Here is a 16,320-nt window from a genome sequence, read left to right as displayed (position 1 = left end):
TGATTTATATACTAAATAATTCCATCGTCCCATAGGGAAGTATTGATTTTAGGTTCATGTATCTACAAGTAGGGGAAAAATGACTTATTCACAACAGCCAGAAAATAAAAATCAGCAAAATCGTACTGTACCGGAGTTAGTGGAGTATATCCAAGCTTTGACTACAGAAATTCAAGAATTGTATTGTTTAGACCAAATACCTTGGGTGGTAGGCTATTCCGGTGGAAAAGACAGCACTGCTACTTTACAGCTTATTTGGAATGCAATTTCTGGACTCCCACCGGAAAAAAGAACTAAACCAATTCATGTAATTACGACAGATACAGGAGTAGAAAATCCCTATGTTTCTGCTTGGGTAAAAGGCTCATTAAAACAAATGGAAGTTGCTGCTCAAGGGCAAAAAATGCCAATACAACCTCATTTGCTGCAACCAGAAACTAAACAAACATATTGGGCAGGTTTAATTGGTAAAGGCTACCCAGCACCGCGTAATAAATTTCGCTGGTGTACTGGACGATTAAAAATTGAACCTTCTAATCTTTTTATTCGTGATGTTGTGAGGGCTAGTGGTGAAACAATTGTTATTTTAGGCACTCGTAAAACCGAAAGCATAACTCGCGGTTTGATAATGATAAAACGTGAAGCAAGTCGAGTTAGAGAACGCCTGTGTCCTCATCCTAACTTAATAAATTCTCTACTTTATACACCAATTGAAGATTGGCGAACTGATGAAGTTTGGCTATATTTAATGCAGTTTTCAAACCCTTGGGGATATAGCAATAAAGATTTATTTTCTATGTATAGAGGCGCAACAGCAGATAATGAATGTCCTTTAGTTGTTGATACTTCTACTCCTAGTTGTGGTAGTTCTCGCTTTGGTTGCTGGGTTTGCACATTAGTCAATAGTGATAAATCTATGCAAGCAATGATTCAAAATGATGAAGAGAAAGAATGGTTGCAACCATTAGTTGATTTTCGTCGAGAATTAGATGTTGACCGTGACCGCGAAAAAAGAGATTTTCGCCGTATCTGGGGAGAAGTTCAATTATTTGAACGTAATATAGAGGGGGAAACGTCTATTGAACCTATACCTGGACCATATACAAAATATTGGCGAGAATATTGGTTAAGAAAATTATTAACAGCGCAAAAAGAAATGCGTCAAAACGCGCCGGAAAATATGCGGGATATTACCCTGATTTCTCAAGCAGAATTAAGTGAAATTCGCCGAATCTGGTTAGAAGAAAAACACGAATTTGATGATAGTGTTCCCCGAATATATGAAGAAGTGACAGGAGAAGTATTTAAAGATCCCCGTCCTGGTGCAGATCAAAGTATACTTGGTAGTGATGAATGGGGAGTATTAGAAGAAATTTGTGACGGTGACGGAATGCACTTAGAATTAATGGCCAGACTATTAGATACAGAAAGACAATTTAAGAAAAAAACTCGCCGTGTGGGTATTTACGAAAGCCTAGAAAAATGCTTTGATACAAGTTCCCGTTCTCCAGAAGTAGCCATTAGAAATGCCCATTTAAAAAGAGATTTACGACAAGCAGCATTAGAAGGTGATGTTGCTACAGTGCGAGAAAAAGTCAAACAATTAACATTAGGAGATAGCCCGGATAAAGAAGAGAGTAAACCACAAACTTGGGCTAACTTCAAATATGCACAGAATAACCCAGATGAATAAAATACTCCCTTCCCACTAAAAGATTAATTATCTTCTTCCTTCTTCCTTCTTCCTTCTTCCTTCGTGTTCTTCGTTCCTTCGTGGTTCATTTAATCTATATTCCTCCTTCCTGTCCCCTAGCTAGGAAAGCCAATTTTGAGATTGTATCTCAACTAATTATAACAGAGGCAGAGCCTCTTGAAAGCATTTCCTGTCAGAGCCAGGGAACGAGATAAACATCTCTTTTCTTTCTTCCTCTGCGTTCTGTGCGCCTGGAGTGGTTCGTTAAAAAAAACACAAAAAAACAACAAAAAACCATGATCTTCCTAGAATTAGTTCTGCAAAACTTTGGTCCTTATGCTGGTAAACAAATCATCAACCTCAACCCCCAAATTGATGAAGATAACGCCCGCCCAATTATCCTTTTAGGGGGAATGAATGGTGGCGGAAAAACTACGTTGATAGATGCCATTCGTCTCGCATTATATGGACAACGCGCCCAATGTTCAACTAGAGGAAATCTGAGTTATAGTGATTTTTTAACCCAATGTGTCAACAGTAAAGCTAACCCCACAGAAAAAACCAGAATTGAATTGGTTTTTGAACATATCGAAGAAGATAGACCCATACAATATCGCGTTGTGCGGACTTGGGAAAAAAATCCTAAAGACGGTAAAGACCATTTAGGGATTTTAGGTGATGATGAAACTTGGCCAATTGATTCATTAGCAAATATTTGGGATGAATATATAGAAAATATCTTACCTTTAGGTATTTCCAATTTATTTCTCTTTGACGGTGAACAAGTTAAAGAACTTGCAGAACAGGAAATACCACCACCCATAGTTGTTGACGCAATTAATGGACTTTTGGGTTTAGAATTAGCAGATAAATTAGCAATTGATTTAGAGATTTTAGTGAATCGCAAAAAACGAGAATTTGCAGACAATAAAGATTTAGGTAAATTAGAAGAAATTGAAACTAAACTGCATGAAAAACAGCAAGAATATGAAAATAATCGGCAAAGACTAGCAACTGTTAATATGAAAGTTGCAGAATTAGAAAAAATTCAGGAAGAAGCCTTAGATAAATTTGTGAATGAAGGTGGTAAAATTGCTGCTGAACGTAGTCAATTAGAAAAACAAAGAGAAGAGAAAATCAAACTTGCTAATAACGTCCGTGAGTCCTTATGTGAATTAGCAGGTGATGTTTTACCTTTAGCGTTAATTAGTCCTTTATTATCTCAAATTCAAAGACAGGGAGAAAAAGAACTGAAAACTCAACAAATTCAATTAGCTAAAGATGTCTTAATTGCGAGAGATGAAAGATTAATTAATTGGCTAAGACAATTAAATATAGAGAATACTAATATTAGTAATATTCAATCTTTTTTAGCTGAAGATATCAATAACTTATATAGCAATAACTTATCCATAGAAAATACCTGGTTAAATGCAGATGAAGAAAGTTTAAGTTTAGTTGACAATATAACCTATCGGTTGCAAATTGGTCAAAATACAGCCCAAAAACAATTAGATGAATTAACTAATTATGAAGAAGAAATACTCACCCTAGAAAGACAAGTACAAACAGCGGCCGCACCAGAGGAATATATGAAATTACAAAAAGCAGTTAAACAGGCACAAACTGGATTTAATCAAATTAGATATCAAGCAGAAATGATGAATCAAAAACTGATAGAATTAGAAGCAGAAACCAAAAAACTGAGACAAGAATTAAATGAATATACAGTAGAAAATCTCAAATATCAAAATAGTGAACATATTATTAATTCTGCCGGAAAAGTGCAACAAACATTAAAAATATTTCGAGAAAGATTAACCCTGAGAAAATTGAATAAATTAGAAGAAGAAGTAAAAAACTGCTTTCTATATTTATTACATAAATCAGACCTAGTACATCGCATAGCCATAGACAGTAAAACCTTCGGCTTATCATTATATGATTTAAATGGAAAACCGGTTCCCAAACATCGGCTTTCAGCAGGAGAAAAACAACTATTAGCGATCGCATTTTTGTGGGGATTAGCTAAAGTATCAGGAAGACGTTTACCCATAGCCATAGACACCCCCTTAGGAAGACTAGACTCCTCTCACCGTAACAACTTAGTAGAAAGATATTTTCCCTCAGCCAGCCATCAAGTAATTCTCCTTTCCACCGACACCGAAATTGCGAAAAAAGAATATCAAAACCTGCAAGAAACCGAAGCCATAGCCCGTGAATACCTACTCCAATACAACTCCAGCAAACGAGAAACCACAATCAAACCTGGTTATTTTTGGTAATGGGTAATGGGTAATGGGTAATGGGTCATGGGTAATGGGTAATGGGTAATGGGTAGACCAGATTTTGAAGAGTTACAAGTGTATAAATTATCGGAAAAATTAGCAAATGAAATTTGGAAAGTGGTTATGGGATGGGATAATTTTAGTAAAGATACAATTGGTAAGCAGATTGTGCATTCAGCAGATAGCATTGGAGCAAATATAGCAGAGGGTAGAGGACGTTATAACTTTCAAGACAATAAACGCTTTATTAAAATAGCTAGAGGTTCTCTTAATGAAACAATTCATTGGTTGCGGCTTGCTTATGCCCGTAATTTATTAACAGTTGAACAAGTAAATATTCTCAAACCGATAATTCATGAACTTCCCGCAAAGTTAAATGCTTATTTAAATTCGATTGGTAATGACTAATAGATTTTTCCAATTACCAATTACCAATTACCAATTACCAATTACCAATTACCAAAATCATGGAATCACCAATAGAAAGAATCAAACTTTCCCAAACAGCCAAAGAACAACTACTCAAACTCAAACGCAGCACCAAAATCGAACAATGGAACATATTATGTCGGTGGGCTTTTTGTCGTTCTCTTGCAGAACCCGCAGCACCGTCACCTGTACCTATTCCCCAAGATAGCAACGTGGAGATGACATGGCGGGTTTTTGGGGGAGAAATAGCGGATATTTTACTGTTGGCTCTCAAACAACGCTGTTACAATGACGGTTTAGATACAGATAGAGAGACCCTAATTACCCAATTTCGCTTACACTTACATAGAGGTATTGGCTACCTAGCAGGAGATCAGAATATTAAGAAAATTGAAGATCTAATTGAACTGTCCACAAAGAAAGTAAGATCCTGATTTTGCGATCTTTGTGCCACCCCAATGGCCGATAACTGCAAATATCCTAAGTGACGAGGAAAAGTAAATTACCCACCATTTCCCTGAGGGTAAGTGGGAGCTTTAAAAGCCCAGAGTTTACCCGACTAAGTGTTAAATCACTACGATTTTCAGGTCATCTCACCTACAAATACGCAGCCAGTTTGTAGCTGGTGAGGTTAACAGTTAAACAGGCTTATTGGGTTAATCCAGTGCTGTTGCGTAAAAAGCCTTTAAATCTTTGTCTAGGCTAACATTACCCGCAAGGAGGGACAATATGTCCAAAGTATTTGTTTTAGATACCAACTTCACGCCATTAAACCCAATTCATAAGGAATATCACATAAGTTTTGTAAACGCATTCACGCAAAGGATGGTTATTTGTATGCAGTATAAAAGATTTGTTAATTGCTCAACTGTCCCTCTCATTGTTTGTGCTGGCACACAAAATTACTCAAGGGAAGTTTCACAATTAACCCTCCATTCCTCCCATCACCAAACTGAGTACAGTTTTGGTGGGGGTCTCCTGGAGGAGGTTTAGATGAATCCAGTCAAGTCCCTACTGCGAGTTTTCGGTAGCCCAAAAATGGCGGCCTTGATCCTACTCGGATTTTCATCCGGGTTGCCCTTGTTTTTGACCAGCAAGACCTTACAAGCATGGATGACCGTTGAGAAGGTAGATTTAACCGCTATCGGCTTATTTAGCCTGGTAGGTGTGCCATATTCCTTAAAATTTCTCTGGTCACCGGTGTTAGACTGGTTTACATTACCATTTTTAGGCAGAAGACGGGGTTGGCTAATTGTAATTCAAATTGGGTTATTAATAGCGATCGCGGCCATGTCCCTACAGCAACCCAAACAAGCCCTGCAATTCCTAGCTATTAACGCTGTCGTCATTGCCTTCCTGAGTGCCACCCAAGACATCGCTGCTGATGCTTACCGTACGGATATTCTCGAACCGCTGGAAATGGGCGCAGGTGCAGCAGTATTTGTACTAGGTTATCGCATTGCTTTACTACTCACAGGCTCTTTAGCCCTGATTCTTGCTGATAGAATAGCTTGGTCATCAGTATACTTATTCATGTCCGTAGGCATGGGACTAGGGATTATTGCCACTTTGTTTGCACCAGAACCGAAAGAAATCAATCCCCCAGCATCTTTAACCGAGGCTGTAATTCTGCCCTTTGGGGAATTTATCCAGCGTCAAGGATTGGTTCAAGCTATACTTACTCTGCTATTTATTGTCCTTTATAAACTCGGTGATTCCTTTGTCAATAATATGTCCACACCGTTTTTACTGCAAACGGGCTTCACACAAACCGACATTGGCGCAATTCAAGGCGGTATGGGATTAATAGCCACAATAGTTGGTACATTGGCAGGGGGCGCGTTTTTGAGTAAAATTGGATTAAATCGCTCACTTTGGGTATTTGGTGCTTTACAAGCAGTCAGCAACCTAGCCTATCTAATTCTGGCACAAGTTGGTAAAAATTATCAGTTTCTCCTCCTGACAATTAATATAGAAAACTTTTGTGCTGGATTAGGAACAGCGGCCTTTGTGGCCTTTTTGATGAGTATGTGTAATCAACGGTATTCTGCCACACAATATGCTTTACTTTCTAGTTTTATGGCCGTAAGTCGTGATATTCTAGTTGCGCCAGCCGGTTCTTTAGCCAAAAGTACAGGATGGCCGTTATTTTTTGTAATTAGTATCTTTGCTGCTGTACCGGGACTTCTACTATTACCATTGTTTGCCCCTTGGAATCCCAAACCGTTAGCAATTAACAGACCAGGACTAGAAGAAGAAGATATATGGAACCCCAAGTAGTTATTATTGCTGGTACATTCGTTCTCATAGTCACAGGTTTATTACTGGGCTATGTCATCTCACAATTAGTTCTGCAAAATCTGGCTTTTAATTTCCTCACACTACTAGGAACAATTAGTCTGATTCTGATTTTTGGTACACTCTATTACGTCTTATTTTGGCAATTACGGAGAGAACCCCAGAAAACAGTTACTCCCACCATACTCAAGCAACCAGAGGAAGAATTTACTAGCAATTACTTAAAAAATCGCCTAATTGCTAGATTATCTGGAGATGTGGCTGCTGCGGAAAGACTCATTCAACAAGCCAAGGAAAACGCTCCGGAAATGCCAGAAAATTGGTATTGTGAAAAGGTCTTAGATGAATTAGACCAAAATCAGGAATCGTAGCCAGCCTTTACCAAATTGGAATAATTGCTAAAATCAAGATAGTCCCTATTTATTCACACGAACACCATGGCCTTTTTACGTCAATATATCGCCCCTTTGATTGCAGTCTTGATTTTTACCTTTGCTTTGGTCGCAGTCAGCGCCAGGATCTTTTTACCATCGGACATGGCTGCCCCCGCACCTATTGGGATCATAATTAAGTAATTGGGGAATCAGTCCATTTTGAATTTACTCCCAGGCTATGCTATTGAGCAAGGTTCTACCGTAGATCAAGCCCTCTTGGTAAAATTCATGGAGCGGACTTACCAAGAACAATTCCCCAATCAAAACTTTTCTCACCTAACCCGTACCGTTGAACAATATTTGTCCCGTGATACCCCTTTATGGTGGGTATATGATGAACAGGAAACAAAAAATCAGCACCAATCACCCATAGGCTGTCTTTGGGTGGGAAATGCTATAGATCAGGTCAGCGGCGATCGCCATCCTCATATTTTTCTTCTCTATGTGATGCCAGAATATCGCCATAGAGGTATTGGCAAAGCATTAATGAATTATATAGAAAATTGGGCTAAACAAAGGGGATACAGACAAATCGGACTACAAGTATTTCAAACAAACACACCCGCATTAGATCTTTATCATCAACTCGGTTATCAAGAACAATCCCTCTGGATGGTAAAATCACTTCAGTCGCGTGAGAATTGACAATTGACAATTGACAATTAGTAATTCATGAATTACCGCCATCCAGGAATAGGGGTTACAGTGGAATCATTATGTACGACGAATACGAACTAAGCCTACTTGATACCGAAGGGGAGCTTATTACCCCCCTAGACCAAATAGAACCACTTACTGATGAATCAGAAGTAGAAAAACCTGATGTAGAATTAATGCTGGTACTCCTGAAAAATCCCCAGCCCCAACAGCGGATGTTAGCAGCGCGTGCTTTTTGCGATCTTCAGGATCAACGAGCAACACCCCATCTCATCCACCTATTAACAGATAACTGTCCCCTGGTGCGAGTCAGCGCCGCTTATGGTATCGGCCGCAACCCGTCCTCGGAAGCCGTAGCACCATTAATTACTCAACTCAACCGCGATGGGAATGGTTATGTTCGCAAAGGAGTAGTATGGGCTTTAGGAAACTGTCGTGATTTTCGTTCCTTAGCACCCCTCACAGATGCCCTCAGAACCGATATTTCCGCAGTTCGTCTCTGGTCTGCCAGCGCCCTAGCACAGATGACAGAAGTAGGTTATGAAGCCATTGTAGGTGCTATTCCTGCCCTGATTGAAGCCTTGGTTAAAGACCCTGTAGCCGCTGTGCGTAGTAACTCCGCTTGGACAATCGGCCAGCTTTGTAAAGAACTACCTTCCAATGTCGTCTATGCTACAGCAATAGACGCGCTAATTCAAGCTTTTGCTGAAGACAAAGACTTAGGAGTCAGAGAAGACACTAAAGCCGCGCTTCTGGGAGTAGGAGATCCTCGCGGTTTACAATTAATTGAAACCCTGGAACAAGAAGGATGGTTTTAGAGATACACAACTAACGTAGTTAAACCTTGGTCAAACAGTGTCAATTGCTGATAATTCGCTCTCTGATTGACCTGACTTCAGGTTCTAGAGTCTGGGGCTTATCCTGGCCCGTTATCGCTTCGGTCTCCATCAAGGAATCCCGAAACTTCTGACTTCTTTCTAACAAGATTTTCTTCACATCGGAATGTTTCATGTATCGAGTGATTTCAACATCACTCATTCTTGCTAGAATATTGTCAGCAGCATTAGTATCTGAGTGCATTACGACCCCATCGTGTCCGGTAAACTTGTCACCATTTCTACTGCCTGTTAAGGTAGCAAATCTGGAGTCAAGTTGTGACGTATATGCACTATTAACACTAACAACGGCACAACCTGTGCGGGTTGAAACTTGTTTGAGAGCATCCGCAACTACCCCCTTGCACCATGAAGAAACATTTCTCTTCATGCGTTTTCGCAAGGGCTTTTTGCTTTTTATTGCTTCCGTCAGATCTTCAAAAGCTACCTTGATTGCATCAGTCATCAAGTGATATGTAGCTGTAAAAACTATTGTTTGAATCCTACCTTTAAATGATGTTTCTCGGTTGTTCCACTTGATTTTACCGAGGTTATTCCGTTTGATTCTATCGGCTTTGGCACTATTCCCTTTGGCAATAGACTTGTCAAAAACTGATTTGATTTTGTTGCGTTTAACTTGTTTCGCTGTTCTGTAATCAGTTTCTTCTGTTTGGATTTTACCGAAATTATTACCCAAAAATCTAGCACCATCGTTAGATGATGTAGCATAAACTTCTGTATAACCTCTGTCACAGCCAATTATTTTACCTTCGGTCTTTTTTTCGGCTTTTTGAATATCGGTTGTGTAATGTATTTCCCATCTACCATTGCGCTTGATTAACCTTAACTGACATTTTACTTCTGTCGGTAAAGTCGTTGGCAACTTCAGATTTTTACCCTTTGTGAGTCCGCCAAAACGCAGCCACACCACGCCTTTATTATCTAATTTAGTATCAAAAGCCCTAAGAATAATTTGGTTGCCAACTTTCGTATGACCTCGATACCAAAACTTTCTCACTAAGGTGCAAAGTTTGGGATGATCCAACCATTCACGACTTTCTAATGTAAGTTGTAAAACCCCTTTTTTAGACTGGAAGGATTGGAATGATTGACCTAGGGATTTCATCACTTTTTCAACACAAGCAGCCTGAACCAAATGGATATCATCAATTACATCATAAAGGGTTGAATCCCATAATTTAGCAGGTAATTGGTACTTGTCTTTCGACGTGCGTAGCTGTTTGTCTATTTCAAATTTAGAAATACCCCAAGCCTTTAACGAGCCGAACTCATTCCACAAGTCAGAGCGTAGTTGTCCTAAACGCAAAGCAATTAAATCAAGTTCGTTAGATTTCCACGTATTTAGTTTTTTAGTCCCTAAAATAGCGATTCTGGTAACGGTTAACTGATTTTTAACTTTGAGTTTCATGGTCTAGACTCAGTACGTCTCTTGTTATTATACTTCTATTGAATCACATTGGCTACTATTTGGCTCATAAATATTTTGTTTTTCGGCTATTTTTTCCTTGTCAGCCCCCACAAGCGATTGTCTTGGAGTGATAGCTGAATTGTTTATAAACTTGTTCTGGGGTTAGGTATTTTATCTTGCGTTTAAATGCGATTAACCCAATTATACTACGTTATTCTGAGATTAAATGACCAGACCATGAATCATCTATTGAATAGTTGAATATAATAAGTCTTGATTAATTCCTCTACTCCCGCTACAGGGAAAATACTGGCATTCAACAGATATTTAATTAATCAATATTCTTCTTAAAGAGTCATATCATCTGATAAAATCAGAATAAATCAATAAAAGGTGGCGCTTATGGCAACCCTACTCAGTGAAATTAAATCACAGACTGGACTGGTAATCTCCTGGGAAGCCTTACCCGATGATTTTCAGTTAGAGGACGAACCAGTGGAAAATACAGGACAACCACTTTTAGCGGGGGCTTTGCGTGAAAGTTTAGAAATCAGTGGATTTATACAACCACAGATGTTAATTGCCGCCAATTTTGGGCTATGTGCCACATTAAATGGGCAATTTGTGGCTAAAGCACCAGATTGGGTATACATACCTTCAGTGAAAGAGATATTACCAGAAAGGAAAAGTTATACACCCAACTTAGAAGGGGATATACCGACAATAGTAATAGAGTTTTTATCAGATCAAGACGGTGGGGAATATTCAGTTAAACGTATCTATCCACCGGGAAAATGGTTTTTTTATGAACAAATTTTACAAATCACCACTTATATAATTTTTGAGCCAGAGGGGGGATTATTAGAATATTATCAATTGGAAAATGGACGTTATGAATTAAAGCAACCAGATGAGAATGGTCGTCATTGGGTTGATACCATGGGACTATTTTTAGGAACATGGAGAGGTGCAAAGGAAGGTCGTACTGGCTATTGGTTGCGATGGTGGGATAAAACAGGTAATTTGTTACCTTGGGCTGTAGAATTGATTCAACAGGAACGTCAACGGGCTGAACAGGAACGTCAACGGGCTGAACAGGAACACCAACGGGCTGAACAGGAACACCAACGGGCTGAACAGGAACGTCAACGGGCTGAACAGGAACACCAACGGGCTGAACAAGAACGTCAGGAAAAAGAACGGCTAATAGCTTATTTGCGATCTCAGGGGATTGATCCTAATAACGTAAGTTGCTAAGTAGGTTGGCGTTAGAAATTGTTGTTATGACAAGGGAACAGGGAACTCTTAACTGGGAACAGAAAAGAGGTTTCCGGCAACTTTACTTTTCGTTACTTATGTTGGTTTTTTTCCGTTCACCTATTTAGTTAGGCACAACGTCAGAATCAGGATGTCCAGGATTAAAGGATAAACAGGATGAAAACGGGATTTTATCACCAATTACCAATTACCCATTACCCATTACCCATTACCCATTACCTAAATTTTTTTAATTAATATATAGAAGCCAAAAACTGTAGCCAAAATATTTGGTAGCCACATTACATAAATTGAGATATTTTCTGATATAATCAAAGCATGAATAATCGCCTCAAATATTTTTATTAACCAGACAATTACTAAAGTAATTGTCAAACTATTATATTTAATTCTTGGTTGTAAATTAATTCCTATACCTGCACCCAAGAAAGCCAATACAGCACAGGAAGATGGTAGGGTAAATCTTTTTTGAAAATTAACTTGTAATTTGATTATATTCGGAATATCCCCGGCTTTTTTCGCAACTAACAATCGTTGATAAATTTGTAATATATTCATTTCTCTGTCATCTAATTTTTCCCTATCGAGTTGAAATTGTGAAGATATATGAGAAAGATCAAGAGGAATTTTATCAAATTTAATTCCCTGACCATAAGAACCATCTGGATTAATTATACTCTTGATACCGTCATAGAAATACCAATATTTTTCTCTTTGATTCCATTCAGCAAATTTAGATTTTATAATTACCTTTAATCCTTGGGTATCTCTAATTAATAAGGTAACTTCTTTCATTTTTCCATTGCTAAATCTTTCCGCGTAAAAGAAGTATTTAAGATAATTATCTTCATCTGATATTTGTTCATGATTCCTGTTAGCTAATTCCTTATAAACAATGTCATTATTTTTAATATCCCATCTATTTATATTCATCGCTTTTTCTAAAGTAATAGCAGCTTGATAGTTAGAGACAGGAACAATAAATTCATTAACAATAAATAGGATTAATGAGAGAATAAGACTGAGATTAATAGCTGGATATATTAACTTATATAAACTTATTCCACAACTTTGTAAAGCAATAATTTCCCTGGTACTTGATAATTTATCATAAACGAATATTGTGGTCATTAAAATAGCAATTGGTACAGCAAAAACAATAAATTCAGGTAGTTTAAGAATGTGTAAATATATTAAAGTACCCAAAGATATTTGTTCCGTCAGGAGAAAACTACATTGCTCGAATGATATACCAATTGATTCCGCAACAACAGTAACAATAACGATGGTAAATAGTAAAATTGGGATAATTTCTGAGATTAAATAGTGATCTAGTAATGATATGTCAGGAAAAATATTTATTTTTTTCATTTATCATTTTGCAGGTTATGTAGTTACAGCAGTTGACGATATTTTGATATACAGATATTAGTGATAAAAATTTTGTGGTGCGCTTATTAATCTTATTTTTGTTTTTCGCAAACTTGGTTGAAGTTATTTTTAGAAATGTTGGGTTTCGCTGTCACTCTACCCAACCTACGACTTTAATTCCTGATAAAAGCAACTGCTTGATTATATGCTGCTTCAACCTCTGCATTGCAAACTTGAACCACAGAACCAAAAGGGTTTAAATTTATTGCTAGGGAAGTACACTGCGTAGCTAAATCCCTCCTTGCGGCTGTAATATCATTAATGGTTGTACTCTTAGTAATGGTTTGTGTATAATTTAATGAGGGAACACTAACAGTCAAAGTTTGAGGGGTAGTACCTCCACCTCCACTATTAGTACCTCCACTATTAGTACCTCCACTATTAGTACCTCCACCTCCACTAGAAGTATTACTTGATGTACCTCCACCACAGGAGGTAATCATTAAACCAGTGAGTAGAAATGCAAAAAGCCTGTGGGTTGAAAAGATTCTTAACATAAAGTAGTTATTACACCTAGATTTACTTATTTCATTGTAAATCTAGAAATCTCAACTCCTGTGTAAGTAATAACTATCTTTTGTTTATTTTATGATTAACTTATGGGAAAATAAATAACGTTGTCGGTATTTGTGCATTCGTTTTAGACAATTTAGACAGATAAGATACCCGTTTTGCACAAGTTTCATTCAAAAATGACCTGCAAACTACAGTAGTTACTGATATTCACAAAATACAGATATTAATTTTATTGAAAAGTCCAAATTTATTACCGACGAATACAAGTTTTAATTAATTCCTCCACTCCTGACACAGGGAAAATGCTGACATTTAATTGTTGAGATACTTCTTCAACCGTCATATCATCTAGAAATACTAGTTCCCCGTGTTTAAGCATAACACTAGGTAATAAAATTCCCTCTCCTAAATCTTGTCCTTTGAGGTTTAAAAGTAAATCATGTCCTGTTAATAAACCAGTCACACTGATACTTTGACCCCAATAATCACTACACAAAGCTTGCATATTTACCTCTAAACCCTCCACAGTGTTTAATTGCTGTAATAGTGGTTTAAATGCTGTTTCCACCGCATTACCGACGACCCAAGTTAATCTACGTCGGTGTGTAATTTTCGGTGGTAATAGTATTTTTGCAGTTTGGGTAAATTGTTTAATAAATAAGCGAATTGAACCCACACCATTATCAATTTGGGGGTACTCTTCATATTCAGCTTCCGTAGGTAATTCTTCCCCCGCAATTAAAAACCATTCATCAGCTAACCATACCACACTAGAAGCATATTTTTGGCGAAATTCCGCAGCTAGTAATTTAACTTGACAAATTACCTCCCTCGCTTTTTCCCGCGTTACAGGGATTAATTCATCTTCTTGGGGACGAAACCGCGTTAAACCCACGGGAACAACTGCTACTGATGCTACTGTTGGTAATTCTCCAGTATAAAAAGATGTGAGGTCTTTTAATGTCCTTTCGAGATGTTCACTGTCATTTATACCCGGACAAACAACGACTTGGGCATGAATTTGTAATCTTCGTTCTTGAAACCAGCGAATTTGTGATAATATTTCACCAGCGCGGTGATTTTTTAAAAGTTTAATTCTTACCTCTGGTTCTGTGGAATGTACAGAAACATATAGAGGTGATAATCGCATTTGTTCAATTCTTTGCCATTCTTTAGCGGTTAAATTCGTTAAAGTCAGATAAGAACCATAGAGAAAGCTTAATCTATAATCATCATCTTTTAAATACAAGCTGGTGCGTTTACCCGGTGGTTGTTGATCAATAAAGCAAAAAGGACAACGGTTATTACACTGAATTAAACTATCAAATAAAGCTGTGGCAAATTCTACACCTAAATCATCATCATAATCTTTTTCAATTTCTACATGATGGGTTTTCCCTGTCGTATCTAAAACTTCTAATTCTAGAATTTCCTCAGCACATAAAAACTGATAATCAATTAAATCACGGGGTTTTATGCCATTAATACTAACAATCATATCACCAACCTCAAAGCCAATTTCGTCAGCAATTGAGTCAGGAAGCACCTTAGTAATTTTAGCAGGTTGAATAGTAGTCATGAGTCAGTGGTCAGTGGTCAGTGGTCAGTTGTCAGTTGTCAATTGACTAAATCTATATTATTCTAATAGTAGGGGAGTAGGAATTAATTTAAGACAAGTAAAATCTAAAATTTAATACCCAATTCCCAACTACCGTAAATATTCTAACAGAGTTATCCCGGCCAACCTGCGGCAATAGCTAATAAGATGGAAATACCAAAAGCCAATCTATACCAAACAAAAACCAAGGTATTTTTAGTTTGTAAGTATTTGATTAAAAAGGCAATTGATAAATAAGAGAAAATAAAGGTAGAAATGATACCAATAATTAAGAAAATCACAATATTATCTGGTAACTCATGAGCTTGGAACATTTTGAAGATTTTCAAACTTTTGTACAAAGTCGCAATTGTCAAAGTTGGAAATCCTAATAAAAATGAAAATTTCGCTGCTGCTTCCCTTTTTAACCCTAAAAATAAGCTTGTGGTTAAGGTTGAACCAGAACGGGAAACTCCCGGAACTAAAGCTAAAGTTTGTCCCAACCCTACCAAAATACCATCTCGAATCTCCAAAGCATCAAAACCCCGTTTCCGAGTCCCAATTTTTTCGGCTAAACCCAGTAAAAATGCCATAATAATTGACATGATCGCAATAATTAAGGAACTTTCTGGAATTACATCTTTGAAAACAAAACCAATTGTTAAAGCTGGAATTGTCCCCGCAGCAATTCCCACAACAATTTTCCAATCTTCCCTTTCCCAGTCTTTATTTTTAAAAGCTTTAATTGCACCTTTAACTAAACTAGAAATCACAGACCAAAAATACCATAAAATGGCAATTACACTACCAAATTGAATAGCATCAACAAAATCTTTATCACCAAGTTCTTTCCAACCAAATACTTTTGTAAAAATTATTAAATGTGCTGTACTACTAATTGGTAAAAACTCTGTAATTCCCTGGACAATACCTAGAATAAATGCCTGTATGATTCCTTGAACTAAATCAACTTGACTACTGACTGCTTCACTAGGTGATGTTATTTGTGATATTTGTAGCAAAATTATATTTATACTACTTGTTTCTAAGATTGTTGTCATTAACCAGACTCCTAAAATCAATGCGTAATTCTAGCAAACTATCCAACTTTACTTGGTTGTGGTCAGTCTTGTTAGACAAAATCTGATCAGAAAGGTAGATTGAGTTAACAGCAGAAAACCCAAGATCATAAATCCCCATGTTTAAATACCCAAAGTAACGCATCATTATTATTAAATAATTTTCATAAAACAAATTCAGAGTTGCGGAGATTTATTTTGGAAATAATAATCTTAGTAATTCAAAACTCTATATATATGGACGCACTATTTTCCACCAATAACATCATCATACCCGAAACTCAAAACACTGTCAAGCCCTCCGGCTGAAATTACC

Annotated in this window: 14 protein-coding genes; 9 read left to right on the top strand and 5 right to left on the bottom strand. The window is 37.4% G+C overall.

All coding sequences use genetic code 11. The annotated features are described in order from the left end of the window. Nucleotides 1–79: 79 nt before the first annotated feature. The 8 genes from dndC (at nucleotide 80) to H6F62_RS01970 (ending at nucleotide 8,617) form a co-directional block, all read left to right on the top strand. Nucleotides 80–1,693, top strand: a complete 1,614-nt coding sequence (gene dndC / locus H6F62_RS02005) for a DNA phosphorothioation system sulfurtransferase DndC (RefSeq protein WP_190371208.1) — start codon at nucleotides 80–82, stop codon at nucleotides 1,691–1,693. Nucleotides 1,694–1,989: 296 nt separating this feature from the next. Further along, nucleotides 1,990–3,978: a DNA sulfur modification protein DndD gene (gene dndD, locus H6F62_RS02000; RefSeq protein WP_137907219.1), complete on the top strand. Its 1,989-nt coding sequence runs from the start codon at nucleotides 1,990–1,992 to the stop codon at nucleotides 3,976–3,978. A 48-nt stretch (nucleotides 3,979–4,026) separates the two neighbouring features. Then, nucleotides 4,027–4,389 carry a four helix bundle protein gene (locus H6F62_RS01995; protein WP_137907220.1) on the top strand — a complete coding sequence of 121 codons (363 nt, stop codon included), beginning with the start codon at nucleotides 4,027–4,029 and terminating at the stop codon, nucleotides 4,387–4,389. 59 nt (nucleotides 4,390–4,448) lie between these two features. Continuing rightward, nucleotides 4,449–4,844 (top strand): DNA sulfur modification protein DndE, encoded by a 396-nt coding sequence (dndE, locus tag H6F62_RS01990; protein WP_137907221.1) that lies wholly within the window; start codon nucleotides 4,449–4,451, stop codon nucleotides 4,842–4,844. 559 nt (nucleotides 4,845–5,403) lie between these two features. After that, complete coding sequence (locus tag H6F62_RS01985; protein WP_190371207.1) at nucleotides 5,404–6,690, top strand: AmpG family muropeptide MFS transporter; 1,287 nt, start codon at nucleotides 5,404–5,406, stop codon at nucleotides 6,688–6,690. Next, nucleotides 6,675–7,079, top strand: coding sequence for an ABC transporter permease (locus tag H6F62_RS01980; RefSeq protein WP_190371206.1), 405 nt, complete (start codon nucleotides 6,675–6,677; stop codon nucleotides 7,077–7,079). Before H6F62_RS01985 ends, H6F62_RS01980 begins: the two co-directional genes overlap by 16 nt. 222 nt (nucleotides 7,080–7,301) lie before the next feature. Next, nucleotides 7,302–7,787, top strand: coding sequence for a GNAT family N-acetyltransferase (locus tag H6F62_RS01975; protein WP_242025892.1), 486 nt, complete (start codon nucleotides 7,302–7,304; stop codon nucleotides 7,785–7,787). Nucleotides 7,788–7,858: 71 nt separating this feature from the next. After that, nucleotides 7,859–8,617: a HEAT repeat domain-containing protein gene (locus tag H6F62_RS01970; RefSeq protein WP_137907225.1), complete on the top strand. Its 759-nt coding sequence runs from the start codon at nucleotides 7,859–7,861 to the stop codon at nucleotides 8,615–8,617. A gap of 40 nt (nucleotides 8,618–8,657) precedes the next feature. Here H6F62_RS01970 and H6F62_RS01965 read toward each other — a convergent pair whose 3' ends face one another. Further along, entirely contained in the window at nucleotides 8,658–10,103 is a 1,446-nt protein-coding gene (locus H6F62_RS01965; RefSeq protein WP_190371205.1) for an addiction module component, read from the bottom strand. Between the two features lie 402 nt (nucleotides 10,104–10,505). Here H6F62_RS01965 and H6F62_RS01960 point away from each other — a divergent pair, with 402 nt between their 5' ends. Then, nucleotides 10,506–11,360 carry a Uma2 family endonuclease gene (locus H6F62_RS01960; RefSeq protein WP_190371204.1) on the top strand — a complete coding sequence of 285 codons (855 nt, stop codon included), beginning with the start codon at nucleotides 10,506–10,508 and terminating at the stop codon, nucleotides 11,358–11,360. A 240-nt stretch (nucleotides 11,361–11,600) separates the two neighbouring features. On the opposite strand, the gene H6F62_RS01955 is transcribed toward H6F62_RS01960, so the two are convergent. The 4 genes from H6F62_RS01955 to H6F62_RS01940 all read right to left on the bottom strand — a co-directional run bounded on the left by H6F62_RS01955 (nucleotide 11,601) and on the right by H6F62_RS01940 (nucleotide 15,986). Then, nucleotides 11,601–12,752: an LptF/LptG family permease gene (locus H6F62_RS01955; protein WP_190371203.1), complete on the bottom strand. Its 1,152-nt coding sequence runs from the start codon at nucleotides 12,750–12,752 to the stop codon at nucleotides 11,601–11,603. A gap of 173 nt (nucleotides 12,753–12,925) precedes the next feature. Next, on the bottom strand, nucleotides 12,926–13,309 hold the full coding sequence (locus H6F62_RS01950) for a hypothetical protein (RefSeq protein ID WP_190371202.1): 384 nt from the start codon (nucleotides 13,307–13,309) through the stop codon (nucleotides 12,926–12,928). A 269-nt stretch (nucleotides 13,310–13,578) separates the two neighbouring features. Beyond that, nucleotides 13,579–14,907, bottom strand: coding sequence for a TIGR03279 family radical SAM protein (locus H6F62_RS01945; RefSeq protein WP_137909667.1), 1,329 nt, complete (start codon nucleotides 14,905–14,907; stop codon nucleotides 13,579–13,581). A gap of 152 nt (nucleotides 14,908–15,059) precedes the next feature. Further along, nucleotides 15,060–15,986 carry an undecaprenyl-diphosphate phosphatase gene (locus H6F62_RS01940; protein ID WP_137909666.1) on the bottom strand — a complete coding sequence of 309 codons (927 nt, stop codon included), beginning with the start codon at nucleotides 15,984–15,986 and terminating at the stop codon, nucleotides 15,060–15,062. Between the last annotated feature and the right edge of the window lie 334 nt (nucleotides 15,987–16,320).

Source organism: Anabaena sp. FACHB-1391 (assembly GCF_014696755.1).
Classification (GTDB): domain Bacteria; phylum Cyanobacteriota; class Cyanobacteriia; order Cyanobacteriales; family Nostocaceae; genus Dolichospermum; species Dolichospermum planctonicum.
Note: the sequence above shows the minus strand (reverse complement) of the source record. Positions and strands in the feature narration are given on the sequence as shown.